The following is a 26,583-nucleotide window of genomic DNA, read 5'->3' on the forward strand; positions in this document are numbered from 1 at the left end:
CCTTATTGGGCAAGCTTCCAGGAAGCAAAACGGGGATGGTAGCCGCTCAGAAACTCGGTATTCTGCAGATAGCTGCGGCAGAGCACGTTGCTGGTTCTCACATTCAGAGGAATGACCCAACACTGATCATAAAACATTTGCTGGATTTCCTTGTAGATTTCTGCTCTTTTTGCCTCGTCAATGGTGGCGGAACCCTGTGCCATGAGGTCGCAGAGCTTCTGGTCGTCAATACCCATGTTGGCGCTGAAGGTGCCGGGCTGTTTCCCATAGGCGGCGCGTCCGGCTAGGAAGTCGTCGGGATCGCCGCTGCCGTAGTTAGTCGAGGTGAGGACGATATCCCACTTGCTGGGTATATTCTTGTCGTTGATGTCTTTGGTCATGGCCGTGGAATTCTGGGAAGTAACCGAAATCTTAATGCCGATCTCTGCTGCGTAGTTCTGCACGATTTGGGCGGCGGCCATGTTGTTGACGTTGTCGGAGGTCATAAGTTTGAGCTCAAGCGGTTTGTCTTTGCTGTAACCGGCCTCGGCAAGAAGCTGTTTGGCTTTCTCCGGGTTGTATTCGTAGGTACCCAGATTAATGGCGTACTTGATGCCGCCCATGAAGATGGATCTGGGCAGGTTGGCCATCTCTTCGCTCTCATAGGTACCGACTATCAGGCTCTTGTAGTCGATGCAGTAAGCCAGAGCCTGGCGGATGCGCACGTCCTTCAGCGGGGTTCCGCCCAGGGTGGTCAGCTGCAGATGCTGGGAGCGGTTGACGCCGATGCGGTAGTAAGTAGTGTCGGTTATTTCGCCGTTCATAAAACGTTTAACGGTGTCGTAGTTGTTGTTGAGGGTGAAGTCAAGTTCGCCGTTCTGGTAAGCGATGGCCATGGCAGTGTAATCCTTGAAAAGCTTGTAGACAACGGCTTCAACTTCGGGTTTCTCGCCCCAGTACTCGTCGAAGCGCTTGAAGGTCTGGCTGTTGCCGGTAACGGTTTCCACCAGTTTGTAGGGGCCGGTGCCGGCATCGGCGTCCATGTAATCATAGTCCTTACCTTTGGATTCGACGAATTCCTTGCTCATGATACCGGCCCATCCGCTGGCCAGGACACTGATTAAAGCGCCGGAAGGCTCTTTGAACACGAGGGTCAGATGCGTGGCGTCTTTTTTGAAGGACTTCGCAAAGTCGATTTTGCTGGTTGCTTCAGCGATCTTGGACTTGGGATGTGTAGCTGTGCGCTTCAGGGTAAACAGGACGTCCTCCGCATCCAACGTGGTGCCGTCATGGAACTTGACGCCTTCGCGCAGGGTGATGTTCAGGTTGCCTTTGTCGTCATATTTCCATTCGGTAGCCAGGAGGCCCTTGATCTCCCCGGTTTTCCAGTCGCGGGTGAGCAGGCCCTCGTAAACGTTGTGGCTCCAGGGATACTCTTCCTGGGAATTCATGGGATCGGCGCCGATGATCTGGCCGGAAGTGGCGTAAACGACGGTGCCTGGCGGAGTCTTCTTTTTAAAGCCGGTGTCCTTCGACTGCATGACGGTTATCTCGCCGCGGTACCAGGGAATGGTTGTCTTGGTGAGCTCAGTCTTTGCGGTAGGCGCACTGGCGGGTTCTGCGCTCTTGTCAGTGCTTTTTCCACATCCGGTGAGGGTGAAAAGCATAACAAACACGAGAAGCAGAGAGATGATTGAAATAGACTTCCTCATTCTTTTAATTTCCTCCTTTTATTTTTTACGTAATTTTATGAAAGTTAAAAACTTGTCATCCGATAAAGCTAATGCTTAAAGACTCCTGAACCTTACGTATGTTCACATTGCGCGGGCGAACATTATCCCTGACCGAAATTGTCACCGCGGCACCTAGATTAACTATTCTACGTTCCATTGGGTATGGCCTGTTGACAATAATTGGTAACTTAGATTCCTTCTTTAGAACCAATTCAAAATGGTCGACACTCGCTGGCATTCTCCCCGGCGATTCGCCCAAAAGCTATGCACTCTGCTAGGTTCCCTCCGCCGGTAGGATATAACATGCCATAAATTGATCCCAGTTCTCCCGCGCTGTACAGCCTGGGGACAGGAGTCCCATCCGCCCTTAACACCTGAGCTTTGCTGTTACGGCGAGGACCCCCTTGGGTATTTGGTCCACCAGGCCACAACTCTATGGCATAGAAAGGCGGTGTTTTCAGCGGGATTAATGTGTGAAGCGGACGCCGGTATTCCACATCCTCCCCGTGTTCGCAGCAGAGGTTATATTTGTTAACCGTTGTTTCAAGTGTCTGGGGGTCTATACCCAATTTTAGGGCCAGTTCTTTCAGCGACTCTCCCTGCTTTATCCAACCCCGCTCCAGTTCTTTACTGTTATCATCACTCCATCTATAGAAGCGAGCAGCGCCGGCAGCTCCAACCGTCCTGGTTACGAGAGAACCGCTTTCCATCCTCTTCCGGTCAAAGACCCAATAGCAGGGTACCCGGGGATAAAACACTCTCTGGCTGTCAAAATACGTCAATTCATAAAACAAGGAATGTGACTTGAAGTTTTCATTGGTAAATCGCTTTCCGTTACGCTCTACCATGACATAACCCGCTTTGGCTCCTTCGCTCACTGCCTTTTCCGAACCCGGTGTATGCCGGGTCTCCCCGCCCAACATAACAGACATCCCTTGAGGAATATCAGGAATTTTTATAACCGCCCGGGCTGAGCAGCAGTTCATATGCCACAATTGAGCTCCCACCCCGAGACCCATCCTAATTCCATCCCCGGTTGCCGCCGTCGTGCCGGTGAAATAGGCCGGGTAGACTCTCAGGTATTGCAGCTTCATCTCTTCGTCAAACTCAAATCCACCTGTTGTTAAAATTACAGCGCGGCGGGCCTGGACGTTAATAACCTTCTTCTCATCCTTTTCATGAACATGTTGGGCAGCTTTTACCCCTATAACCTCGCCTTTGGAATTTATCAGAAGTTCATGGGCTGCCGTCCCATATTTCACCGGAATGCCCCGCGCATGAATCTGTTTGTCTAGAACCCGCATCAATCCTGGTCCCTTGCCAACAACACCATAGACGTCGATGGACTCATAGCCCGGCAGTTTGTGCTCCCCGCCATGGCGTATGAATTTCATCTGTCCGCCCATGCTCTCGAACCATGACTTGTTTTCTGCGGTATACTGGGCCCAGACCCGAATAACGTCGGGCTCAGTCCAGTACAAATCGCCACTGACCCTGTAGAGGGACTCCATATAGCGTCTTGCTTCCTGTATATCGCTGGGACAGATGACGGATCCGCCAGACATAAAGCTGCTGGTTATCACTAAAGGTGTTCCGGCTTCTTGTTTCTCCAATATTATTACACTAGCCCCTGCGTCATGAGCAGTTATCGCCGCTACTGCCCCGGCAGCGCCGTAACCGATTACAACTACGTCCGCCTCCAGATCCCAATGATTCTGTAATGTCAGCATTTGCCTTGCCTCCTTTGCGCAACCGTAGCGTGATCAGCTATTGGTGCCGCCGACCGAGTTGACACTAGGCTTTCCACCGGCCTATGTCACCGTCGATCTCGATAACGGTTCCAAACGGTTTCGAAAGGATCTGCAGCCGCTCCAGGATTCGTCGCGCGTTTTGTCCGGTCGCGATCATCGGTCGCCCTTCCGCATGCTCGGTGCTGCCCCGGCCGGTACGTCGGGTTACAGGTGCCGACGGGGACACGTCCCGACCCAACTCCACGGGATGGAACGTTATCGATTGAACGTGACCATCGGGATTGAAGTCCACTTCGATCAGCGCAGAGCTCCACCAAGTTTCCTGTGCCCTGTCGAGACCCGGGTGAAGGGGTTCGTCGGATGGATTGAGAGAGGGTAAACGGGTGACGTCATGTCCCCACGTCTCATAGCTGTCGTATGGGATTCGCCGGATGAACTGGGATTGCGCGAAGAAGTTCCCTAAGCCGTAGAATATCGGCTTGCCTTTATATATCTCAACCCCAAGGGTCTTGTGCCAGCCGTGACCTAAGTACATGTCGGCTCCGGCATCGATGGCGGCATGCGCAAACTCACGGGCGAAGGCCGTTGGCACGTCGCCGCGGCTTCCCTCCGAGATGTTGTAGTGGTGCGCCACCATGACGAGATCGGCCATAGTATTGGCTTCTCGAACGGACCGGAGGTTTCCTTCAAGATCGCGCGGATGGCACACCGTCTCAATGCCGAAGTCCTCGCCCACATAGAAGACCCCGCTGCCCCGCTGCGACTGATCTCCCGGCATCACGATCCGGAATTCGCCGTCATCCAGCCCGACCGGAGTTGAACCTTCGATGGAAGCACCCTTTACCCGCAGCACACCCAGCTCGCGCCCGATACGGCGCAGGGTCTCGGCTTCTGCGGCGGGCACCCGGTATCGGGTCCGCACCCGCAAGGGATTCACACCAGGCCGCGCCGACATAGTTCCCTTCGGGAGGTTCGCCCACTCGTAAGGACCGTTGCCAGAAGTGGTCGACACCAGCGCCACGCGCCCCGCTGCTCCCTCCCAATAGCCGGGTTCTCTCGCCTCTTCCAGATCCCGGCCGGTGCCGGCGCAGGTCAACCCGGCTGCCCGGCAGTGCTTGATGGTCTCGAAGAGCCCAGGAGCACCGTAGTCAAAGCTGTGGTTGTTCGCCAGAGACATGACGTCAATGCCGAGCCACCTCAGATCCTTGGCAATGGCCGGATCAGCGAGCATGTAGCTTCCCACCCAATCGCCGCGAGCTGGCCATCCGATGGTGGAGAAGTCGCCGAAATTCATCTCCAGATGGGCGTATGTGACATCTGCCGCGTGCATAATGCTCTTGATCTTCAGGAACTCTGGCTCCGAGTGCATGGCGAAGGTCCGGCTCAACATACACTCGCCCGCTACGGCCACTTTCCAACCACGGTTCTGGTTCACAGAGTTTCCCTCAACCATCGTGTCTGCTCCCGTACGTTGAATGCTTTTACGTCCCATTAAGTAATACCTCCTAAGCAATTTCTAGTAGCTTAACCCCCTCTTTTAGAGCCAATTTGCATTTCTTTTACTTCGTTTATCACTCCCCTATCATAATGAACTCAAAAAACAAGACAGACAAAACGGGTAAAATTAAGTTATAATAAAACTATCATACTAGCTAGTTTCCCCTGAAAAAGTCGGCTTCAAAATCTCTCTAAAACCTTGAAAACATTATACTTTCAGGCTAAAACAGAAGGAGTTGCTATCCTCTGGATCGAATCTTGTAAATGATCACATCGCCTCCGTTTCCTGCGGGGTGAGCATATGTTAAGACTGAAAGATTCCCAGTTGACTGTCTGGGACGCGGTGCTCCCCGCTGAACTATTGGACGATGAAGCCTTTCTAGAACCGTTTATCGCCGGGCTTAATACCCGAACCGGTCGTCCCACGGTACCGGTAGAAACCTACCTGCGGTTAATGTATCTAAAGTTCCGGTACCAGCTGGGGTATGAAGTTCTGGTAGAGGAAGTCAAGGACAGTATCCAGTGGCGGCGCTTCTGCCGCATCCCCCTGGATGGGAAAATCCCTCACTCTACCACTCTAATCAAACCTACCAAGCGGTATGGTCTGGAGACCATTGATAGCTTGAATGCCGCCCTAATAGCCAAAGCCAGGGAGCAAAAAGTTATCCGGGGCAGGAAACTTCGGGTTGATACAACTGTTGTGGAAGCCGATATTCACTATCCCGCCGATGCCAGCCTGCTTTCTAACGGGGTCAAGGTAATTACCCGTACAGTAGCACAGTAAAGAAGCCGGTGTAGCTATCCGCCCCAAGTTTCAGGACCGGCGGCGGTCCGTCAAGAAACGGCTTCTGTCTATCACCAAAGTGGTTAAACGGCGTAGTGGGGAAGCCTGCAACGAAGTAAGGCAAATCACCGGAGAGATCCTGAAGGCCGCCCAGCAAGTGGCAGCTGAAGCGAAGCAGGTAATCAAGAACGCCAAGCAAAATCTATATCGCCGCAAGGATGGTCTTGCCCCAAAAGCTCAGCAGGTAGTGCAATCACTGGAACAGGCTGTTGCATTTACCGAACAGATTATTAGCCAAACAATCGAAGTTCAGCAAGGGGGGACAAGACTTCCCCACCGAGTAGTCAGCATCTTTGACCCCGAGGCCCGTCCGATTAAGCGGGGAAAACTCCATGCTCCCACAGAATTTGGCTACAAAGTATTGCTTCAAGAAACGGAAGAGAAGATGATTACCGGCTATCGGGTACTTGATGGCAATCCCAGTGACGATACCTTGTTAGTGGATGCTGTGGACCGCCACATCAAGACCTTTAAACGACCTCCCCGGGCAGTGGCAACCGACCGGGGCTTTAGCAGTTCCAAGAACGAAAAGGCACTGAAAGAACGAGGAGTTAAACGATGCAGTTTGCCCTACAAAGGAAAACTAAGTGAATCACGCAAGGAATAAAAAGGCTTCAACGCTGGCGTGCCGGTGGTGAGACTACGATCAGTGTCCTTAAACGCAAGTTTGGACTGAGGTGTAGCCGGTTCCATGGGGTCAGCGGCACCAAATCATGGGTTGGATTGGGAATTCTGGCCTATAATTTGAGGATGATTGCCAGCTTGATTTGAACATTGAGAGGGTAATCAATCAGATATAGGGAATAGGCCACTGCCCGGTACCATCGCAGTTTTTCAAAAACAATGTTTTTCAGGGAAAACTAGCTAGCTAAGCTACTCCCCATATTCCAGAGATTTTCGCATCTGAAAGGAGCCATAGTATGAGACTCAATCAACTCAAACTGTTCCTTACCGTATGCGATTGTGGAAGCTTGACCGCAGCGTCTGAGATTCTGCATATCTCACAGCCCTCGATTTCTGTAGCAATCCGTCAATTGGAGGAAGAATTCGGGCTCAATCTTTTCTATCGGTCTAAGAAACGCTTGATTTTGACTGACGAGGGGAAAGAATTCCAGATAAAAGCATCTGAAATAATTAATAAAGTTAAACTGACGGAAGATTATATGAAAAACTTGGGGAAAAAAGTGAGTAGAATACGTCTCGGCGTCTCTGCCATGGCAAGCGTTTTTTTGTACCCCAAACTGATAACTGCTTTTTGTAGACAATATCCTTCCATACATATTGAGACGCACGAACTCAGTTCGACAGATTCAGCACAGCAGGTCAGAGAAGGCAAACTTGACTTGGCTATTGTTAACAATGATGCTGTGCTTTCAGACCTGTTCGAGTTCACCCCTATTATTGAGACAAATATCCTGGGTTGTGTCAGTAGTGATCATCCGCTCGCTCGCAAAACCGGTGTTACGCCTCTGATGCTGAAGGATGAAAAGCTGGTCCTGGGCGGGGTAAAAGGAAAAACAATAAATTTGATACTACAGCGATTCAAAGAAATGGAAATGGAACCAAATGTATTTATGTACTCCCGCCAGGTTCTGCTTATTATGCAAGTGGTACTGCAATATGGTGCTGTGGCATTCTTGATGGAAGACCTGCTGAAATTGAACGATAAACTGGCTCCTTTTTCCATTCACCCTCCCATCCGGGTCGCACTGGGTATTATCAGGCGCAAAGACATTTTATTATCAAGCGATGCGCTCAAGTTTTTGTATTTTTGTAAGGACTATAAATACTCATGATTTCTTGAGTTAATTGACAAGGTTATCAGAGTGCTTTGCAAAGAACCAACCTTAAAATAACCATAATTCGAAAATTTATAACCGTCAAATATGAAAAAATTATGAGTTGATAGACAGAGATAATAGATAATCGAACAGTAAATGTGCGTATGATAGAAAGCCCGGACACTTACCTATAAGAAGGGGTGACCGGGCTTTTCGATATTTATAACATGGCATCGGTTTTCTATTATTCCATTCTATTAACTCATTAAAAATTAGTATTTGACATATTATAATTTTCGAACTATTTTTAAGAAGTCAACCGCCACTGAACTGGACTGGCTTAATAACTGTTTAAATAAATCAAGCAGCAGAAAGGAATGACTAAATTGACACAGAACGAATTTAAGATATGTTTCACGTCTTCGACACCGATGAAGCTGTCGTCCTGTGATTTTCGTGATGGACAGCAATCTATCATGGCGACGAGGATGCGCACCGAGGACATGGTGCCGGTCCTTTCGAAGATGGATGAGTTTGGCTTTGACTGCATAGAGATGTGGGGAGGCGCGACTTTTGATACCTGTATCAGGTATCTGAAGGAGGACCCATGGGACCGGGTCCGAACATTCAAACAGTACGTCAAAAAAACCCCGCTCAGGATGCTGTTGCGTGGACAGAACCTGTTGGGTTATACGCATTATCCGGACGATATAGTGGATCGTTTTGTAACTGCCGCCGCGAAAGCTGGTATAGATATATTCCTGATTTTTGACGGTCTCAATGATATTCGCAACTGTGAGACAGCTGCCAAGGCAGCGCTTCGTTCCGGAAAACTGGTGGAAGGCAACATCCAGTTTACATCAAGCCCCGTACATACTATTGATTCATTTATTAAAACAGCGCAGGAGTATGTGGAGATTGGCGCAACGGCTGTCCATCTTGAGGATATGGGCGGCATGATCGATCCCGTAACAGCAGGCAAGACTGTTGCGGCGATCAAGGCTGCTTTAGATGTTCCGGTGCACTACCACGCGCATTGCACCGGCGGAATGACAGAAATCACCTATTGGGAAGTTATAAAGGCCGGCGCGGATGTAATAGATGTGGATGTTTCAGCTTTTGCGCTCGGAACCAGCCATCCGGCGGCAGAAAGCATGATTGCGGCGCTGAAAAATACGCCGCGGGATACCGGGCTGGACTACAATAAGCTGTTGGAGATAAACAATTATCTCAAACAGATGCGCAAAAAATACGAGGAGTTTGAGACAAAACTCTGCGGCGTTGATATTAAAGTCGTGCAGCATCAGATTCCGGGCGGTATGTATTCTAACCTGGAACACCAGCTAAAGGGAATGAATGCATTAGATCGTATGGATGAGGTGCTGGAGGAGATTGTGAGAGTCCGTAGGGATCTAGGATATCCGCCGCTCGGGACACCGTTCTCGCAACTTTGCGGAACTCTGGCGGCAATGAATGTATTGGCGGGTGAACGTTATAAGATGATCCCGAAAGAAGCGAAGGCCTATGTGAGAGGTCAATACGGCCGCATACCTGGACCTATCAGTGAGGAGTTGAAGAAAAAGGTCCTCGCTGAAGGGGAGGAGCCGATCACATGCCGTCCGGCGGATTTGATCGAGCCGGGATACGAAAGGATCAAATCAGAGGTGGAAGAAATTGCCCGCACCGAGGAGGACGTCCTTACCTATGCGATGTTCCCACAGGAAGGTCTGGCTTTTCTGAAAGAAAAGTACGGAATCAAGTAGTTCAAAAATAACCAACGCTTCGGGAATTCTGATCCGCGGTTCTTTTCATAATCTTATTCTAAATCAATACTGTAAAAGGGACTTAACCCTCCCGCTGATTCTGCAACGGCATCGGCGGGTAAAATGCACCAACTATGATGAATGGGTTTGGAGCAACGTTATGGAATCGCTTTGTGGTGCCGAGAAAGAAATGAAGATCGCGCGTGATAAAGTAGTCAAAATATTTCTCCTTATCAAGGATTGAGGACTTGTATTACAATATCATCCGAATTTAAAACCATTGCTGGTTATCCTCAATAAACTTCAAGCACTCATCCAGGTTTCCTTTATGTACGTCATACCACTGTCCAGTATGTCTCAGCCAATCTGCCGTACATTGTTCGCCTCTAGCATCGAATAAAGTAATTCTAGCCATAGGATACTCCACATACTTACCGTCAATAAGAGACTTTATAAACTGTACTTCTATTCCTGCAGGTATAAACTGCTCTACTAAGTGAAACATATATATGCGGCCTGCACGTATGTCTATCCTATTAACTTCCTTGCTCAATCGTTCCGAAGAAGCTACAAAATTATTCACTCTTTTTAACAGAAAATCCTTTGCATTCTGCGTTAGTTTAGCTGGTTTCGGGTTATATACCCACATACCTTTTCCCATATGCACCACCGTCCATCATCTTACTCGTTGATATTTTACAAGTAGCCCTTCTGTCCTGTTTAATTCAAAAAAAGCTGCAAACCTAGCAGTCGCTTCATCTTGAGCTTTATATTTTCTCCTAATCCTCCTGTAGCGTCTTAAAAGATATTCCTCTCGGCCAGCAGGAAAAAGAAAAGATAAACCTGATGTCATATTAAAATTATCGAATGGCACTATTCTCGTAAAAAGTAGCATTTCAGGAGATGCCGTTTCACTAAAGCCTATATCTGTTAATTTTATTTCATTTCTCTCATTCAAAATATCATTTAGTATGATTACTTTTTCATCTCTGAGTATTGATTCAATTTTGAAAAGCGATGTGTAAGAAGAAATTAATGCATTTAATATATCTCTCTCCACATCATTTTCCAGACTCTGAGATTGTAAGAAAGTTTCAGCAACACTTTTATCTCCATTTATCCGCTCGTTTATTATGAAATCCATTAAAACATCCCGTTCATAATCTTCTTCGAGTACAATGGTGTTATCTTCAAGCATATTCAATAATGCTGCTGCCTTACCAAATAGCTCCTTATCTGCACTTTCTATAATTCTACTGTTTAGCTGCATACCCACTTTTCTGCATTGCCTATATTGTTTAACAATATCCAATCTCGTTTCTCCTCAAGATAAATCACTATAATTTCCCAATCAATATTATCTCCAAAAGTAAAAAATGTAAATGATACTTTAAATTTATCTTCAGCATCCGCGTTGTATACTAGCGAGTAAAATTGAGTTACTACAATATTATTCCTAAAACCTTGTCCTCTCTGCCGCTCTTCAAGCCGAGTCGAACTCTTTAATACGGCAAAAAGCTCTGAAATCAATTATTCCAGAGCTTTTCCCAATTTCTGGGTGGAAAGTTAGGTAAAAAAAGATGCCAAGCTCCTTGATACAGTTGACAAAATAATCATATAGTTTTGAACCTATTTCAGGTGCTATTGCACTTGATAAGCAGCCAGACAAGAAATGGCTGAAATCCTGACGGTAATAAAATCCTATTGTCTTGCTGCTATAAACATGTCAATATCTTCAACGATGTACTTTGCTCCCGTGGAGTGCAGTACATCAAAGAATGAACCTAGATAATCGAAAACACCAAATTCTTTAAACCTTTTCACTGTCTCGGCTCCGGTCATGTTATGCTTTTTTTTGTACTGCTCAATGCAGAACACCTTAAATTGCATTGTCTTGCTCATATGGTCCACCTCAATATCCGGGAAGTTCCAGTTTTCCCGTTTCTATTTCCGTCTTGTATAAGTCAAAGATCTTATCCACGCTATAGTGCCACACCTTTGTTTTTTCATCTTCCAAATACGAATACAACTGAGTTGAGTATAGCTTTTCAATCGCTGCGTTTTCATCCAGATGGTATTCTGTAGCAATCTTGTCTGTTACAGCCGCCACTATCATTGGGAGAATAGCAGAAAACTTTTCAATATCCATCATTTTTCACCCTCCAAAATTCTTTTGGCGACACTGAGTTCCCGATTTAATTGCTGCAGAATATCTTCCACGTGTTTTCGCTTTTCCAAGCTCTCTCTGAGTTCATTAATCTTTTTTTCATCCTTGCCAACATAATCTGTAATAACCTTTTCGCCTTCTCGAAAAGACAAATAATAATACTCGTGTTTTCCTCGTCTGCGCGTTCGCAGAGTACCTTTCGGAAGCAATGATAGCTGCTGTTCATAGCTTTCTTTTAGCGCCTTGATCCGCTTTGCTTCGTCAGCAATTAAATTTATAACATAGCCCATAACATCACCGTCAATATCATTTCTACTTATATTATGCCCAACATAATTAAAAAAACAAGGATAATGTAGGGCATAACTGTAGATGGTAAGGTTCATGCCATACGCATCGGATCCCGTAACTCTTGTCAGTGGCCGGTGGATTTCCAACGAAATCGCTTCTCGGCAACGAACAAACCATTAAAGTACTGGTTCACAGACAGTAAAATTATATTATTTTATCTGGATTTTACCAAAAAGAAAGAAGCCAACCGCAACAGCAATCGACTTCTTTCGACAAATATTCTGGCAAGTTAGGTGAATATAGATGCCGCCAATATTTTATCATATCTATTATTCTACTTTTCGGAATCAGGTTGAATATGAGCCTCTACAAGCAGCTTCGCCAAAAAGTCTGTAGCTTGTTTTGCATCCATTCCATTGATATGACATTGTATTTTTGCCTTTTTATGAGTGTCACGAAAGTATTCGATATCCTCCTTGACCTCTCTCAAGTATCTCCAGTAATTGTCATCATTTACGATTTCTTCTTCAATTAAGTTGGAGTCTTCATCAGTAAATATTAGCCTCTTCATAATATTTTCAGCTGAGTCCTTAAGCGCAACTGTCGTCACATCGGGATGCTTTTTTAAAATGTTTAGATACTGTCTGAACAAACCCCCTGGCGGCATTGCTATAACAATATTGTCCTTATAATCATTAAGTATTTCTGCCAGCAAATGCTTAACCTTATCACGATACGCATGTTCATTAAAACAAGTGTTTTTAATGCGCTCTACAGAATTGCCAAACCGCTTCTCGACATAAAGATCAAAATCTACAAAATCATAACCAAACTTCTCAGCCAACAGCATACCAACAGTGCTTTTTCCAACACACGAAACTCCGACAATATAGATTCTCATAATTTTTTGAACCTCTTTATCTGCATCAATCTATTCATCAAAATACTTTACCTTCTTTACAGTTTTAGTTCAGGACCTTCACTCGCCTTTTGGTTCGTAAAGAGCGTCAATATCCTTTGTGGTAAGATTTAATCTTGCGGCAGCCATAGCTTTCAGGTATAAATCATAAATGAGCCGGACTTCGTGACGGATCCCAACCCAGAAATTCCAATTATATCATCCGCCTATACTTTTGACAGCTCATCTCTGAACGCCGGTCTATTGGCATATTTGTTAAAAAGCTTCTGTTTGATTTCCGAGACCTGCTTTTGCCCGCCTGCTTTTTTTAGATTACGGATAATTGCGCATACCCTCTGATAATCTTTCCTGCTGCCAGCTCTGGCAGCAGTCTGCTCAATATGCTGCAAAAACAGGGTGTAAACCTCATCTTTAAATTCGGGAATAAGCTGTTTATAAAAAATCTCTACCATTGACGGCCTCGGCTTAACATAGGCAAGAAGCTTTTGTTTTTCCCCTTCTTCTATTAAAATACGGGTGTATATGTCATGATTTGTTTTCTTCTGGTTTTCCAGCAGAAGAATAATCTGGGGGTAAACAGAAAGCCACTCGCTGAAATCATAAGTCTTTTTTAATTCCTTGTAGTATTCAAAACTACCATCCAGAATAAATTCCATGGCAATCCCGCGCAAATCATCAAGTTTGCCGGAAAGCTGAAACGCCTTGTACCGGTATTTCTTCCACTGATCTACCAGCCCGCGCCTGTCTTTATCTTCCTCTTCTCCATCAAGCGTAAGCTTGATCACCGAGTCATAGTCCTTTTTCTTCATGGCATTTTCTATCGCCATTTTCCTAAATTCCGAATATCGCAGATTCTGTCCAATAAATTCCTGCGCTTTTTTTCGTCCGTCATACTGTTCAATCATATGGTATCTGATGAGATTAACTCTTTCCGCCAAGTAACTGCCGCTCCATGAATCCTCTCTTTCGTTTTTTATGATTGATACCAAATGATTTTCCAATTTATTGCGTAAAACCGGAGTGTCTGCAAGCTCCGAACAGCTGCCCAAAAGATCGAGCCTCCAGTCGGTCCAATCTTCATATCGTCTATGCGCCGCTTCTTCTATCAGCTTCTGAAAAATACTTTCTTTATCAGCCGGGCTTAATGATTCATCCTCAACTATTTCACGGATAAAAGCCAGGCTTTCTTCAATTTCTCCGCCGATTACCCCGTCGGAATCATCCGCGCCCTCAAGCAGATCCATCATTTCATGGATAACACAAAGGGACAGTTCTAAAGCATGCATGGTTTTTTTCTTGGTCAAAGCAGAGCGGGCTTTTTCCAACACCAAGTCAGCCCCCTTGACCGCCTCCCAGGCGTCTCCGTAAGCGACAAACCCATGCCGATCCGAATTGTTTCTGATAAAGGTGCGCATAAGCATCATGGATTTACGTATTTCGTCCTCATCATTTCCTTCGTTAAAATCCAGTTCTATCCGCTGCTTGATTTCTTCATACTCGGCTGCGATCGCCAGGAGAAATTCAATAAGTTCATCTTTTGTCCTCTCCGAAAGTATTTTCTTCATATCAGGCGTTTTTCTTTTCTTGGGAACGGACTTATAAACCGCTTCAGCGTCCGCATTGTTCGAGTCTTTTTTGTTCTTGATATCCCGTAAGGCAAAAAATACCGCCGCCTGGTGCTTGCAATACTCCCCCCAATCATAAGGGCAATCGCATTGACTGTCCGCGATCTCCTCCTGATCATCAAGCTCAACTTCCACTGTGTACAGCTCACTGCCTTCAACTTCCGCCACATAAACATTTTTCTCGGGTTCTTCCACTGATATTACACAGTCATTTTTGTAATAATCATAGCCCCGGGCAACAATTTTTTTATCAATCCAGCTTTCAAAGTTGTGGAGATTCATATTGTTCCTTCTTTCACCAGATAATCAATAACCCTCTGAATTTCAGCCTGTACCTTCTTGTATTCAATCTCCTTCCAAGCTTTAAGGAGCGGTATAAACCGGGCATTGCCCGTTTGCCTGATTTTCTCAAGCAACAGCAGGATCATTCCTCTGTTTCTATCCTTCAAATCCTGAGTAAAGCCATAATCTTTTCCCTCCAGCAGCTTTGTAAGTTTTTGCAGCAGCTCCTCGGCATGGGTTTCCCGCTCTATTTCCCAACCTCTCTCAGAGAAGACAAGCATGGGAAGCCTATCCCTGTATTCAATTTCCAGGTAATCTTTCTTGATCAGCCAATCAATTCGGTTCGTTATTTCCTGCAGGGTTAACGCTTGATAGTATCCGTAGGCAGGGCATTGGTGCAGTCCATGTTCCAGTACCTTTTTATCTTTGGAGCCTTTGAGGATTTTGGCCAACATACTTCTGCCGCCAATGGCAATCAGTTCATCAGCCGCACGAAGTATAGCCCTGATTTCTTCATCGGTTAAATCTTTTACATCACCGCTGTTCAGCGCATATCTTACTCTTGATTTTTTGCTGCTCATGCCTGACTCTTTTCATCCAGAGCTATTATCCTGTGATCGTCCGTCAGCAGTTTCATCTGACTGATTGCAATGATGTTCAATTTTTTAAGGCGTTCCGACTGGGGCATTCCGTCTGCAATGAATACTGCATTCAGATTCTCCATGTTAGAAAGGCAGACAAGCTGCGAAACATTTGCATAATCCCGAATATTGCCTTTTAGCTCCGGATTGCTGTCTCGCCATTGTTTGGCGGTCATACCGAACAACGCAACATTCAGGACGTCCGCTTCGCTGGCATATATCTGGTTGACTTGTTGTGGCGTAAGCTCAGGCGGGATAAGATTTTCCTTGATTGCGTCCGTATGGATACGATAATTGATTTTTGCCAGATTGCGTTTGATATCCCAGCCGAGTTGCCGTTGTTCTTCGGCCTTCATCCTTTCAAATTCTTTAATCAGATAAATTTTGAACTCTGGGCTGATCCACATGCCAAACTCAAAGGCGATGTCCTTGTAGGCGTAAGTTCCGCCATAACGGCCGGCAGTCGCTTTGAGGCCAATAGCATTTGTCTTTGCCACCCATTCTTTAACGCTGATTTTATAACTGTTCAAGCCAGCCTGACTTCTAATTATGGCGAATTCGCCATAATTAAAATTGGGGTTGTGGATTTGCTCCCATATTCCCAAAAACTCAATGGTGTTGCGATTGCGAAGCCAATCCGAGATGAAAAAATCGCCGTCCTTAGCTTTCAGCATATCTGTCAGGGAGATATAATCCTTTTCCTCCATCGTTGCAACGGTAATTTTTGCTCCGTTCACACTGAGGTAATTTACCATCTGCCGCACCTTCTGTTTCTATCCTAATTTTTTGGCTTACTTTTTTAAGTGTGCATTTTTAATAGACATTCTACTTCTCTATGCTTGCCATACGAAACTTCTTAACGACGTCCAGCCTGTATGCCGGGTCAATCCACATGCTGAATTCACAGGCAATGTCCGGATGGGCAAAGGTACCGCCGTTTTTACCCTGCTTCGATGTAATCCCTACCGCACCTGTATTGGCGATCCACTGCTTAAGCGTCAGTCTAAAAGAGCTGGATTTCATTCTTTCAATTAACGCCGTGCAGGCTTCATCTACGAATTTAGGATTGCTCTCCTTTTCCCATAGACGGAGGAATTCAATTGTCACGTAGTTGCGCAGCCAGCTTTGAATCACATAGCTGGGCGCATCGGTATTTTTCTGCCGGGCTATTTCAGTCAGCGATATGTAGGTGTCGTCTGGAGAAACGATCTGGATATGTTTGGCAATCATGGCTTCACCGATTGATGAGCGGCGGAATCCGGGGACAAAACTTGCGTTCAACTGCTCAAACATCCTTTCGGAGAGCGTGTCCGCAAGGTCTTGGGTCATAAGGTCCTTTGAAACCAAGTGTTTTAAGATTTTTTCCCTTGATATGCAATATGTCCAAATCGCTTCCGCGCGCTTTTCTTCCTCGGTCACCATGCTCATCTCCCGTCCAAACAAAACCTGAATATATTCATAATTATACTTTGTACGAGAGAGTTTGAATAGTGCTGATTAGAAAAAGTAAAAGCGTTGGATATGCCTGTACTCGAAAGAGATAGAGCCATTCGGCAGAGCATGAGCCGTAAGGGCAACTGTCTGGACAATGCTGTTATGGAAAACTTCTTCGGTCTGCTCAAGAGCGAGCTCCTCTACCTGCAAGACTTCATATCTATCGAGCATTTTATCGCAGAACTCATCGAATATCTTGATTACCACAATAATCGCCGTATCAAGGCAAAACTGAAGGGCCTGCCGCCCGTTCTTCACAGACAGCAAGCCCTCATGACCGCTTAATTTGAATATTTGTCTAACTTTTTGGGATCACTTCACACAAATTGCTTCAGAGCTTAAATTTTCTTATACATTTTTCCGCAGTTTAATTGTAATATGGTTTTATTGTGCCGAACTAATGATAAAGTTTTCCAAATAAATCCATGCTATAATCCTTAATATCAGATGTATTCAGCATGTTGTACTTTGCTTTGATCCCGCTGAAATAGTCGGTAATCAGTTCTTTTGCGATAATCCTGTCGGACCCTTCCTGATCACCGAGTCCTTTTCTCGTCACCCTCCAAGGGGTTTCGATGTGCGTCATCCTTTCCAGTATCTTACCACTATAGCAGCCAAAATTAGTAATGATACTATCGAGGATCTCTTCCTCGGTTTCAGTGAGTTCAATGCTGCCATACTCAAACGTGTTTTCTTCGATAGGATTGTAGCCATGGTCTTTATATTTGTAGTAAATATTTCTGTAAACAGGACCGTGCACCCACGCTTCACAATCATCGGCAAACAGATACTCTCCATTAAAAGCTTTATAGAATCCCTGGGCATAATAAAGAAGCTTTTGCAGTGCCATCGGTGTGATCTCTGCGCAATGGATCAGCAAATATTTTACAACACTGTCAATCTTACCTTCATTTTCAAGCTTACATGTCTTCCGGGCAGTTTCACGTTCAATTATTTCCAGAGCCTGTTTGCAAAGACCATAGGCATGATCTGTAATCTGATTTTTGTTCTGTTCTAATATTTCAGCCATATAATTTGCATCAGCTAGAATCCGCCTAAGTATGTCGGAATACTGTTTGGTAGGAATATCACCATTCAGATACCTGGTGACAGTGCCTTCTCCCCAGCCCAGCAGCAAGGACAATGGCCTTTTGCCGATATTGTATTTTTTCAATATGCTTTCGATGTCCGACACTGAGATGAGTTTTTCTTGCTCCCTAAAAGCCTTATCCAGCATCTGCAAATTATAATCGCGAATTTCCGCCACAAATATTTCGTCGCCGCATTCACGGCAATATGCTTCTTTGCCGGTGTACCTGATCTCCTTTCCTTTTATGCATTTGGTTTTTTCCCCTTCTCTAACGGTGTATTCCACCACATCACGGCATTTTTCGCAAAAACCCGTCATTTAAATCGCCCCCTTATTAAATTACCGTTTTTGATCAGCCTCTGAATCAAATTATTTATTTAAAAAGATACGTAATTGGCTTATTTCGTTTATGGAAGGATACAACGAAGAGAAAATCATCTCCTCGTCTTGTTTGGGTCATATTGGTTTTGATATATATGTCAACAGGCTCCAAATCTCCCCAACTGTCCAGTTCATAACTTTTGCAGAATATATATAGACGCTCGTGGGCAAAGGTTTCTTTTTCGTTATCAACAGCATAGCAAAAATCATCGTGCTGCAGGCTTAATAGGATTTCTTTTTCCTTCTTGGAATCAATTTTGTAGTCTTCGATAAAATCCATATTTTCTTTTCTGTTCTCATTGATCGATATCGTGTATTTGCCATCAAGGACTGCTCTTCTCAAATCATTAAGGTATTTTTTTATATCATCCGGAGTGAAATCCGTATATTTCTTTGTCTCTCGGTTCTCGGGACTCAAATTCTAATCGCTCCTTTACTTATATTATATTCAAATGATACGCTTTGTATACTAAAAAAATAAGATTAATGTATTAATTGATACATTTTTAATTTAAAACCTACAAGTTTTTGAAAAAGCAACTTTCTGTTTGAAAAGTGAAGCTGCCGAAACCCAAAACTTATATCCGCGATATTAAAAAATGAACCCGAAATGGTTATGGGTCCATTTTAAGTATTTGTTACAAAACCTGATGGGACAATCGTTTGCTAATCTTAATCTGCTGTTTTTCCGGGTCCCATACCACGTCGTAATGCAGGTTTTCCGCCACGAAACGCAGAGGAATCAAGGTCCTTCCATTTTTGATCTCGGCCGGCTTAAGAAGAGGTACTTCGGCTTCGTTGATGAAAGCTTTACCCGCTCCGATTGTAAGCCTTACGAGAATATTGCCGTCCTGCACCTTAACCGTTCCTGACGGCCCGTCATAATCCAGTGTTGCCCCCAAAAAATCCAGCACTCCCCGCAGGGGGACCATGGTTACACCCCCGGGTGCTTCAGGTGCCACATCCAAAGTATGAACCTCCGCTGTACCCTCCCGGTAGACCATGACCTCTCTTTTGCCCAGGGTAAGAAGAACCTGGTTTGCCCGCACCGCGGTCTGTTCAGAGGAAGGTGGAGTTGTTTTCTGTTCCATGGCCTCAATGGTTTCTTTTGCTTGGCCGTTATAGTCCGGGTTCAAGAACACTTCCCAGTATTGGGGGCTGCTGACAAGGGGGTCGGAAGGATAGAGTCGCTCACGAATATGGTCAACAATATAATCTTTCCATGATGTTTCCTGCCAGGGTTAGCCGTTAATGGATACAATAGGCTCGATCGGGCCGCCTCCGCCCCGTCCAAAGGGATATTCCCAATAATCACCCAGGAAATCATCAATCGTAGACTGCAAAGCGGCTTGATATGCGTTTTGAATTGACTGTTCTAGTTGCTCTTCGGAAATATATTCATTAGGCTTTATACTAAGATATTTAAAGAATACATCCGTTTCCGGCTCCTTTTTTTCAAACATATCGAAAATTAGATAAGAACCGTTCTTATACCGGGAAACGATGACGAGATCCTTCCACTTCTGTCCGTTCAAGGTAACGGTTCGTTCCAGTTTGTCCGGTGAGAAAATATATTTTTCCGGTATTTTGACATAAGTCTGTGGAGGCAAACCATCCTTGAAATCAAAGAGGTTAATCTCAACCACATCCTTATAAGACGCTTCTTGATAATTGCCCAATCTGGTATCTTCGGCGGCCAGTACCCCGGAGGGGACAGCCAACAACGCAAGCAAGATCAACAAAGCTTTCCAAGACCTTTTCAGGCATAAAGCCACTCCACTCAGCATTTGACTACCTCCCCATATCAGTTAATTTACCATACTTTACCTAATATTATCTCAGATATTGTCTAAATTGGCAATAAATATAGGACTAGGGCAGCCCTTCCGGTATATCGGTGGTGATGGCCACCTGTACCGGGATGGCGGCAAAAAGTCCGGCAAAGAGCGGCTTCACCGGCACCCTGACCCGGGAATAAACCGACACTTCCGTGACAGGGTTGCCCAGGCCATCAGTATTGGGCAGATCCTCGGGATTGAACACCCGGAAATCCGCTACCTGCACCGGCCCTGCGGCCAGACTGCCCGGCAAAGGGTTAAGATTGCCGTCCAGACGCAGGTTTTGCGCCAGAAACTCCCGGAAGGTGTCTTGGGCGGCGATTTCTTCTATTGCCAGGAGGCGATCCGCCAGCTTTTCCCGGTCCAGATTCCGGTACACGGCCATGTTGCTGTAGTCCAAAGCTTGCTTGATTGCGTCCCTCCGGGCATACAAATACGCCGTATCAAAGGCCAGGGCCAGAAGCATCATGGCGATCATCACTGTAATTGCCCCTGTAACAGCTGACGCTCCGCCCTTTTGATCACGCCAAAACAGCATATTTACCCTCCTTACTTCTCAAAATTAAAGCTCACCGAGGACCCGGCAGCCTCCATCACCCGCGGCGTATTCACCGCATAAATGAGAAAATTGCTCAAGGCATAGGTGTCATAGGAGTAGGTGTAACGGATGACCAGGTCTATCGTTTCGCCATAGTCTACAACCGCGTTTGTCCCGGCAATATCAACCCGGTTATCATCAAAACCCATTTGCACCAACTCATCCCGCGCCTTCTGCTCAATGGCCGGGGTCAGTCCTCCTGCCACCTCCATTCTCAACATTGTCTCCCGGTGCACATGGGTAAGATTGGCGTACATGAAAGCCGTTTTAACGGGGGGCAGCAAATTCAGCACAACGAGCATAAGCAATAGCAGCACTATGGCAAAGGCAATTGCTTCACTGCCTCCCTGCCGGTCCTGTACAAAATTGAGCAAATTAAGGCACCCCCTTCCCAGAAACCCATAAAACCCCTGCCAGAATAGCTATGGCGTAGGGTACACGGGGATTTGTCATCTTGTCCTTAACCATATAGAAGAAAAAAAGCGGCAGGGCCGCCAAAAGGCTGGCGTAAAATACCGCCAGACCATACAACGGCCCTCCCGTCAGGGCTAAACCCAACAATAATTTCAAGTCCCCGCCGCCCAAGGCATTGAGACGGTAGCAAAGCTCACAGAGGATACATCCCAAGAACAGAGTAGCCGCCGTAAGCCCCAAGCCCAGGTCAACCAGGGAAAAAACAATCCCGGCCAGGATCAATGTCAGCGTGATCCAGTCCGGGATTTCCCTTGTTTTGGCGTCATGCCAAGCCGCCAGCGCCGCGGCGGCTATCATGGCCGTTTCCATAGTTTTTAAGGATTAACCTGGTTATTCAGGTTCGTGCTCAAAGAGGTAAAAACGTTGCCGATGGCCTCGCCGATATCCCTGAGGTAAGGGAACAGCGCCAAGGCGATAAAGGCGATAATGGCCACCGTCTCAATGGACGGGGTGCCTCTTTTGTCCTTCAGGAAACGTGCGGCGCGCGGGAAAACCGTTTTCAGGCAGGGTAAAGCATGGCGAACCAGGGAAAACATTCAATCAGCCTCCTTCATAATTCTTTTTGTAATCAAAATTGACCGAAACTACTGGTGAACTGAATGAGCAAGGGCATGGCAATCAAGATCATGATGTTGGCCACCACCATTACGCTGATCAGGTGCAAGAAATTAGCCCGGTTTTTCAGGCCTTTTTCAATCCCGGCCTGCTTGCGCGCTTTCAGTACTTCCGCCTGGTGGGCCAGCAGTGATTTCACCCGGCCGGTCGCCTCGCTTTGTTTTAAGGCCAGAACCAAATGATCCACCTCCTCCAAGCCGATTCTGGCTGCAAAGGCGTCCAGGCAACAGGGCAAATTCAAAGTAAGGGCGTAATGGGCGGCGAGCTGTATCACCTCCTTTCTTAAAGGGCCTGAGACCCGCTGAGGCAGGGCGGAAAGGGTTTCCCGCATGCCGTTGCCGCCGGCCAAGGAACGCCGCAAGAAATCCAGCATCTCCGGCAATACCCGGAGAATCTCCTCTTTTCTTCTCCTGGCGGCCAGGTACAAAAGCCCGTCCGGGAGCATAAAACCAACCACACCAAAGAATAAGAGAGAAGGACCGCTGCCGCCAAAGCACAGGCCCGCTGCAACGGCCAGGAGCAGCTTGGCCGTGTAGAAATGAGCCGGGCTTGCGCCGATCAACCCGGGATTCCCGGCCCGGGCCAGCCGGTCGGGAAGAGCAGGACCGCCATACCATCCCAGCAGCCGCCCGGCCACATGCAGGAGCAGGTTTCCTTGCTTGTTCCCCCTGGAGTTGATGCCAGCCAGCAGGCGGCGCATCCTTTGCTTTTCCAGGACAATCTCCCATCCCGTATATATGGCAACAAACAGCGCCGCAATTAACGGCACGCCCAGCCACTTGCCTGCTTCCATCAATCATCCCCCCTCTCCAGGACCATTAATTTAAGAAAATAGCCGGCTGCGAGAAAGATCACGGCCATCAAGGCAACTGCCGCCTTCCCCCTTGAGTCCGACACCAAAAAGCCCATCAGTTCCGGCTGACTGCGGGACAGGGTCGCCAGGACCGCGAGATATACGCCCAGCAGGACAAAAAAGACGGTCAGGGTGCTGCCCCCGTCGCTGCTCCCCCGGGTCGTGTTGATCTCCCGCCGGTAAACCTGGTGCACATGTTCCGTCACGCACTCCTGGAAATCACCGCCCCGTTCGGCAAAGAAGACCACATCGTCCCAGAACTGCCGCAAAACCGGATCGGGCAGGCGGCTTTTTACTGTTTCCGCGCAGGCAGGCAAAGGCAGCCCGCCTTTGCAGGCGGTGAGAAACCAGCGCACCTGGCTGCGCAGGGGGTCTTTCAAGCGGGGAAGGGCTTCCTCCAGGGCCACCAGCGGGTCGCCATACACGCCGCAGAGGTTCCCTACCGTCAGCAAAAAGGAGGCCGCCTGTCGCCTGAGTTTTTTCCGCCGGCGGTAATAGGCAACTTCTAAGACCTGGTAGGGCAAAGATACTCCCGCCCCAAACAGCAGCAACATCACCAGAGGATTTCGCAAAATAACAGCAGCCGATACAGCCATAATTATCCCTACCAGCAAGGAGACGAGTAGAAAAAAGCATACGCTGAACGGTTTCCCACCAGGCCTGAAGGACACGGCTGCCAGCATCTTTTGCAGCTTTTGTCCCCAAACCCGGGAATGCTCATTTCGTTCCATAGCTAGCATCACTTTTCGGTCTAAGCCCTTTACATGGAACCAATTGAGGGAATTACGTTTGAAAAACGAAAGTACAGTTATGAAGAAGATAAACCAGGCCGCTGCAGTCAGGACTAGTAAAGCAAAATCCCTGGTCATGGCATGGCCACCCCCCTTCGCCAGAAGAGTTTTTTGGCGCTGTCACTCAATGGATGCCAGACATAAACCAGGCTGCCGGAAGAGTCCCGTTCCGTTTCCAGGATAGGCTCCAAGAGGACTTCCTGCCGACGGTGGTCATAGCCGGCCACAAAGGCGATATCGGTGATCCGGTAGTTTTCCATGTAGATGATGAGGTCCAAGGCCTGGGCAATCAGGAGTTTCAGGTGCTCGTACTTAAGTGGCGCGGCGGCATACAGCATCATCACGGCAACCTGGTCCAAGGCATTGTAGAGATCATTGGCGTGAACCGTGACCATTCCCCCGTCGTGGCCGGTACCAAAGGCACGGATCAGGGCAAAGGCCTCTTTCCCCCGGAATTCCCCCAAAAGGATGCGCCGCATGGCCATGCGCAAGCCGTTGCGCACCAGGTCATCGAGCGTGATCTCCTCATCATCTTCCCCGGCCTTTTTCTTCGCTTCCAGGAATACCTGGTTGTGGTGGGTGATTCTCAGCTCCTCTTCTTCCTCCAGCACCACGATGCGCTCGTCATCGGGGATAAAATTGGAGGCCATAAAGCGCATCAACGTGGTCTTGCCGCTGCCGGTGGGACCGGCAATCAGGGTGTTTAACCTGGCTTTCACGGCTTGCCGGATAAAACCGCTTATTTCCGGGGTGAAAGTAGCTGTACGGTAAAAGTCGTCCTCTGTAAAGTCGGCCACCGTGTGCTTGCGGATACACAGGTAAGGAATTTTGGCTGCCGGCCCGATCCCGGCGTTGATGCGCAGGTGGTTTGGCACGTCCCGCGTGTCCACCAGGCACTCAGCCTGGGTAATACACCGGCCTGCTTTGGCCAAGATGGTACGGATATACTGCTCCAGGTGCTGGTTATCCCGGAAACGCACCTTCGGACAGAAAATATCCTCATTGTTCACCCGCTTGTACACGTTTTGCGGGCCGTTGACGAAAATATCGGTTACCGCAGGGTCGTCGATCAGATCCTGGAGGATTCCGTAACGGAGGATGTTATCGCAAACCGTCTTGATGGTTTCTTCCTTCCCGCCCCGGAGAAGGTATCCTTTTTCCGTCACGATCCAGGACACAAGGCGTTCCAGGTCCCCGGGCGCTTTTGCTCCCGTGCTGACGGCATAGACCACGTCGGCATAATCACGGAGGATCTCTTCAGTGACCATAAATATGACATCGTGATCATGCCGGTCTTGCGAGGACTGGGCCTCGGGAATCGCCCCGGCCGGTTTGTTCCGGCGGCGGTAGCTTTCCTCAGCCAAGCTCACTGCACCCATCGGATGTCGCCTCCTTTCCGGGCATGACTGGGACAGGCACCGACACCAGGCTAAGCAATACGTCTTCCCAGCCTGTTGCAGTCTGCAGCGCATCTCCCCGCCATTCCGCCCAATGCGGGCAATAGGGGATTTCCGCCTCTATTTTTCTGCCCAGCAAGGCCTCGATTTGACCGGCGGAAAGAGCGGGTTTCTCCCTGCCATGATTCAACACCAGCCGGAATTTGTTAATGTCAAAACAGAGGTCATGGACCAGTATGCTTAGGTAACGCCCGATGTGCCGCACCGGGCCGTCCCCCAGAATGACCGGTATTACAACCAGATCGGCCGCATCCAAGGCGGCCAAGGTAGCCTCCATGGCCAGGTTCCGATTGGTGTCCAGAACCACGACATCAAATTGTCCGGCCAAGCCGCTCACCATGCTTAGCAATTCGACCCTCCCCAGGTTTTCAGCCCGCACGATGTCGCCGGGACCGGAGAGGAGATGGACTCCTGTAGGTTTCAGACAAGAAAGCTTTGAAGCTGTTTTGGCCGGATCGAAGTCGCCCCGCAGTATATCGCTTGCAACCTGGTCCAGGCTATAACCCCCGTGGGGGAAGTCCGGGGTCAGCAGGTCAAAGTCCACGCAGACGACCCGTTTTTTTGCCCCCGCTAAGGTGGCGGAAACGGCAGCGGCCAGAACAGTTTTTCCCGTTGCCTTGGGCGACCAGAAGGCAATCACGCGGGGAATGGCACTGTGCTTTTCCCCGGAACCATCGCTTTTTTTCTTCTGCCTCCTTATAGCGGATAATTTGTTTATTATCATTGAATGCTGCCCCCTGTCACAATAAAGGTAGGTACGTCTTTGACCGGCTGGCTCTGCGGCAAGTACCGGGCTAAAGACAGTTCCCCCGTATTGGCGGCGGCGTTCAGCAGGTTGGCCTGGACTGCCGTCACCAGCACTTGAACCACACTCGGCACTGCCGCAGACCCCCTGGGTTTTCCCTTCTTTCCCGCTGATGGCCTGTCCGTTCTGGTTGAGGATTCCCACGATTGTGATGCCGGAAAGAAGCAATTTGCTCTCACCCCCTCCCCGGTTGGATCGATCAGCCGCAAATAGAAAAACATCCACCCGGTCGCCCGGCTGGATGCCTCCCGCTGATTGCAAGGTTGCAGGGATGGAAAAAACCCGGTTCCCGGGTTCGGGCAGTGTGACCGGATGGTCCTTGACCATGGGCGGAAGCAGGTATTCGCCCTTCCAGATTTTCTGGCCGGCCAGTTTTCCGCCGGGAATAGCCGAGAAGGCTTTTTCGGGCACCGCGGCGGCCGGGATGCTCCGCACTTCCAGGTTCTCGGGAGTAAGGGGCGCGTTGGCTTCGATGTCTCTGGTTGCCACAGCTACAGGAACATAGGCCACTTGCTTGTCCGACGTGCTCACCATCAATAGGCAGGTAATGGCCAGAGCAGCCACCAGGGAAACCGCCAGGCGTACGACACGTTTGTTAAACAATTACAGACACCTCCGTTTTTTTATTGGGGAAAATAAAAAATCCCCTCACTGTTCTCCAGTGAAGGGAATATGAAACAATATGTGATCCGCATTATATGGATAATGCGTAGTTCAGGCATGGAGCAACAAGACCAGGTACGCTGTTAGTTATAGGGTGTAACATACGTCCCACAACCCCGATAAAAAAGTGTTTCTGCTAAAGGTAAATGCCATATATCTGCTCACAATAATTGACCAAATGTAATCTTGAAACTGCTGTATTCCTTTCAGGCACCTGTGTTGCAGCCTGTCAAGGGCGAGCGTAGCGAGTT

The 26,583-nt window shown here is 47.8% G+C and carries 27 protein-coding genes and 2 pseudogenes; 4 read left to right on the forward strand and 25 right to left on the reverse strand.

Translation table 11 applies throughout. The features are described 5' to 3' along the window. Nucleotides 1–2: 2 nt before the first annotated feature. The 3 genes from NUV48_03595 to NUV48_03605 all read right to left on the reverse strand — a co-directional run bounded on the left by NUV48_03595 (nt 3) and on the right by NUV48_03605 (nt 4,955). Entirely contained in the window at nt 3–1,691 is a 1,689-nt protein-coding gene (locus NUV48_03595; GenBank protein MCR4441221.1) for an ABC transporter substrate-binding protein, read from the reverse strand. A gap of 233 nt (nt 1,692–1,924) precedes the next feature. Next, on the reverse strand, nt 1,925–3,442 hold the full coding sequence (locus NUV48_03600; GenBank protein ID MCR4441222.1) for an FAD-binding protein: 1,518 nt from the start codon (nt 3,440–3,442) through the stop codon (nt 1,925–1,927). 64 nt (nt 3,443–3,506) lie between these two features. Further along, the gene (locus tag NUV48_03605; GenBank protein ID MCR4441223.1) at nt 3,507–4,955 is read right to left on the reverse strand and encodes a CapA family protein; all 1,449 of its coding nucleotides are present in this window, start codon (nt 4,953–4,955) and stop codon (nt 3,507–3,509) included. Between the two features lie 306 nt (nt 4,956–5,261). Between NUV48_03605 and NUV48_03610 the strand changes: the two are divergent. From NUV48_03610 to NUV48_03620, 3 genes and pseudogenes are all read left to right on the forward strand, one after another. After that, nucleotides 5,262–6,575: pseudogene (locus NUV48_03610) on the forward strand (ISNCY family transposase). Between the two features lie 149 nt (nt 6,576–6,724). Further along, the gene (locus tag NUV48_03615) at nt 6,725–7,600 is read left to right on the forward strand and encodes a LysR family transcriptional regulator (GenBank protein MCR4441224.1); all 876 of its coding nucleotides are present in this window, start codon (nt 6,725–6,727) and stop codon (nt 7,598–7,600) included. Between the two features lie 362 nt (nt 7,601–7,962). Then, nucleotides 7,963–9,348, forward strand: coding sequence for a pyruvate carboxylase subunit B (locus tag NUV48_03620; protein MCR4441225.1), 1,386 nt, complete (start codon nt 7,963–7,965; stop codon nt 9,346–9,348). 271 nt (nt 9,349–9,619) lie between these two features. On the opposite strand, the gene NUV48_03625 is transcribed toward NUV48_03620, so the two are convergent. The 10 genes from NUV48_03625 to NUV48_03670 all read right to left on the reverse strand — a co-directional run bounded on the left by NUV48_03625 (nt 9,620) and on the right by NUV48_03670 (nt 16,695). Continuing rightward, nucleotides 9,620–10,009 carry a hypothetical protein gene (locus NUV48_03625; GenBank protein ID MCR4441226.1) on the reverse strand — a complete coding sequence of 130 codons (390 nt, stop codon included), beginning with the start codon at nt 10,007–10,009 and terminating at the stop codon, nt 9,620–9,622. Nucleotides 10,010–10,024: 15 nt separating this feature from the next. Next, nucleotides 10,025–10,660 (reverse strand): hypothetical protein, encoded by a 636-nt coding sequence (locus NUV48_03630; protein ID MCR4441227.1) that lies wholly within the window; start codon nt 10,658–10,660, stop codon nt 10,025–10,027. A gap of 389 nt (nt 10,661–11,049) precedes the next feature. Continuing rightward, nucleotides 11,050–11,250 (reverse strand): DUF3791 domain-containing protein, encoded by a 201-nt coding sequence (locus tag NUV48_03635; protein ID MCR4441228.1) that lies wholly within the window; start codon nt 11,248–11,250, stop codon nt 11,050–11,052. Between the two features lie 10 nt (nt 11,251–11,260). Then, nucleotides 11,261–11,500: a hypothetical protein gene (locus NUV48_03640; GenBank protein ID MCR4441229.1), complete on the reverse strand. Its 240-nt coding sequence runs from the start codon at nt 11,498–11,500 to the stop codon at nt 11,261–11,263. Continuing rightward, nucleotides 11,497–11,952, reverse strand: a complete 456-nt coding sequence (locus tag NUV48_03645) for a hypothetical protein (GenBank protein MCR4441230.1) — start codon at nt 11,950–11,952, stop codon at nt 11,497–11,499. The genes NUV48_03640 and NUV48_03645 overlap by 4 nt, the downstream gene beginning before the upstream one ends. Before the next feature lie 188 nt (nt 11,953–12,140). Beyond that, nucleotides 12,141–12,707 carry a hypothetical protein gene (locus tag NUV48_03650; protein ID MCR4441231.1) on the reverse strand — a complete coding sequence of 189 codons (567 nt, stop codon included), beginning with the start codon at nt 12,705–12,707 and terminating at the stop codon, nt 12,141–12,143. Nucleotides 12,708–12,931: 224 nt separating this feature from the next. Continuing rightward, a complete protein-coding gene (locus NUV48_03655; GenBank protein ID MCR4441232.1) occupies nt 12,932–14,632 on the reverse strand; it encodes an SWIM zinc finger family protein in 1,701 nt (566 codons plus the stop codon). Beyond that, nucleotides 14,629–15,213 (reverse strand): RQC domain protein, encoded by a 585-nt coding sequence (locus tag NUV48_03660; protein MCR4441233.1) that lies wholly within the window; start codon nt 15,211–15,213, stop codon nt 14,629–14,631. The genes NUV48_03655 and NUV48_03660 overlap by 4 nt, the downstream gene beginning before the upstream one ends. Beyond that, nucleotides 15,210–16,028, reverse strand: a complete 819-nt coding sequence (locus tag NUV48_03665) for a KilA-N domain-containing protein (GenBank protein MCR4441234.1) — start codon at nt 16,026–16,028, stop codon at nt 15,210–15,212. Before NUV48_03665 ends, NUV48_03660 begins: the two co-directional genes overlap by 4 nt. 70 nt (nt 16,029–16,098) lie before the next feature. Next, nucleotides 16,099–16,695: a KilA-N domain-containing protein gene (locus NUV48_03670; protein MCR4441235.1), complete on the reverse strand. Its 597-nt coding sequence runs from the start codon at nt 16,693–16,695 to the stop codon at nt 16,099–16,101. Nucleotides 16,696–16,815: 120 nt separating this feature from the next. On the opposite strand from NUV48_03670, the pseudogene NUV48_03675 reads away from it, so the two are divergent. Then, nucleotides 16,816–17,052, forward strand: a pseudogene (locus NUV48_03675) (IS3 family transposase). 112 nt (nt 17,053–17,164) lie between these two features. Here NUV48_03675 and NUV48_03680 read toward each other — a convergent pair. The 12 genes from NUV48_03680 to NUV48_03735 all read right to left on the reverse strand — a co-directional run bounded on the left by NUV48_03680 (nt 17,165) and on the right by NUV48_03735 (nt 26,272). Next, nucleotides 17,165–18,175, reverse strand: a complete 1,011-nt coding sequence (locus NUV48_03680; protein ID MCR4441236.1) for a DUF4065 domain-containing protein — start codon at nt 18,173–18,175, stop codon at nt 17,165–17,167. A 55-nt stretch (nt 18,176–18,230) separates the two neighbouring features. Continuing rightward, complete coding sequence (locus NUV48_03685; GenBank protein ID MCR4441237.1) at nt 18,231–18,656, reverse strand: hypothetical protein; 426 nt, start codon at nt 18,654–18,656, stop codon at nt 18,231–18,233. A gap of 220 nt (nt 18,657–18,876) precedes the next feature. Next, nucleotides 18,877–19,374: a copper amine oxidase N-terminal domain-containing protein gene (locus NUV48_03690; GenBank protein ID MCR4441238.1), complete on the reverse strand. Its 498-nt coding sequence runs from the start codon at nt 19,372–19,374 to the stop codon at nt 18,877–18,879. Between the two features lie 105 nt (nt 19,375–19,479). After that, the gene (locus NUV48_03695; GenBank protein MCR4441239.1) at nt 19,480–20,025 is read right to left on the reverse strand and encodes a hypothetical protein; all 546 of its coding nucleotides are present in this window, start codon (nt 20,023–20,025) and stop codon (nt 19,480–19,482) included. A gap of 85 nt (nt 20,026–20,110) precedes the next feature. Continuing rightward, on the reverse strand, nt 20,111–20,614 hold the full coding sequence (locus tag NUV48_03700) for a hypothetical protein (GenBank protein MCR4441240.1): 504 nt from the start codon (nt 20,612–20,614) through the stop codon (nt 20,111–20,113). Between the two features lie 11 nt (nt 20,615–20,625). Next, the gene (locus tag NUV48_03705) at nt 20,626–21,048 is read right to left on the reverse strand and encodes a hypothetical protein (protein MCR4441241.1); all 423 of its coding nucleotides are present in this window, start codon (nt 21,046–21,048) and stop codon (nt 20,626–20,628) included. A gap of 1 nt (nt 21,049) precedes the next feature. Continuing rightward, nucleotides 21,050–21,457, reverse strand: coding sequence for a prepilin peptidase (locus NUV48_03710; protein ID MCR4441242.1), 408 nt, complete (start codon nt 21,455–21,457; stop codon nt 21,050–21,052). A 5-nt stretch (nt 21,458–21,462) separates the two neighbouring features. Continuing rightward, nucleotides 21,463–21,684, reverse strand: a complete 222-nt coding sequence (locus NUV48_03715) for a hypothetical protein (protein MCR4441243.1) — start codon at nt 21,682–21,684, stop codon at nt 21,463–21,465. 32 nt (nt 21,685–21,716) lie between these two features. Continuing rightward, nucleotides 21,717–22,556 carry a hypothetical protein gene (locus tag NUV48_03720; protein MCR4441244.1) on the reverse strand — a complete coding sequence of 280 codons (840 nt, stop codon included), beginning with the start codon at nt 22,554–22,556 and terminating at the stop codon, nt 21,717–21,719. Then, the gene (locus tag NUV48_03725) at nt 22,556–23,485 is read right to left on the reverse strand and encodes a hypothetical protein (protein ID MCR4441245.1); all 930 of its coding nucleotides are present in this window, start codon (nt 23,483–23,485) and stop codon (nt 22,556–22,558) included. Before NUV48_03725 ends, NUV48_03720 begins: the two co-directional genes overlap by 1 nt. Beyond that, on the reverse strand, nt 23,482–24,786 hold the full coding sequence (locus tag NUV48_03730; protein ID MCR4441246.1) for an ATPase, T2SS/T4P/T4SS family: 1,305 nt from the start codon (nt 24,784–24,786) through the stop codon (nt 23,482–23,484). The genes NUV48_03725 and NUV48_03730 overlap by 4 nt, the downstream gene beginning before the upstream one ends. Further along, complete coding sequence (locus NUV48_03735) at nt 24,764–26,272, reverse strand: AAA family ATPase (GenBank protein MCR4441247.1); 1,509 nt, start codon at nt 26,270–26,272, stop codon at nt 24,764–24,766. Before NUV48_03735 ends, NUV48_03730 begins: the two co-directional genes overlap by 23 nt. Between the last annotated feature and the right edge of the window lie 311 nt (nt 26,273–26,583).

This window comes from Peptococcaceae bacterium (assembly GCA_024655825.1).
Taxonomy (GTDB): Bacteria; Bacillota; Peptococcia; order DRI-13; family PHAD01; genus JANLFJ01.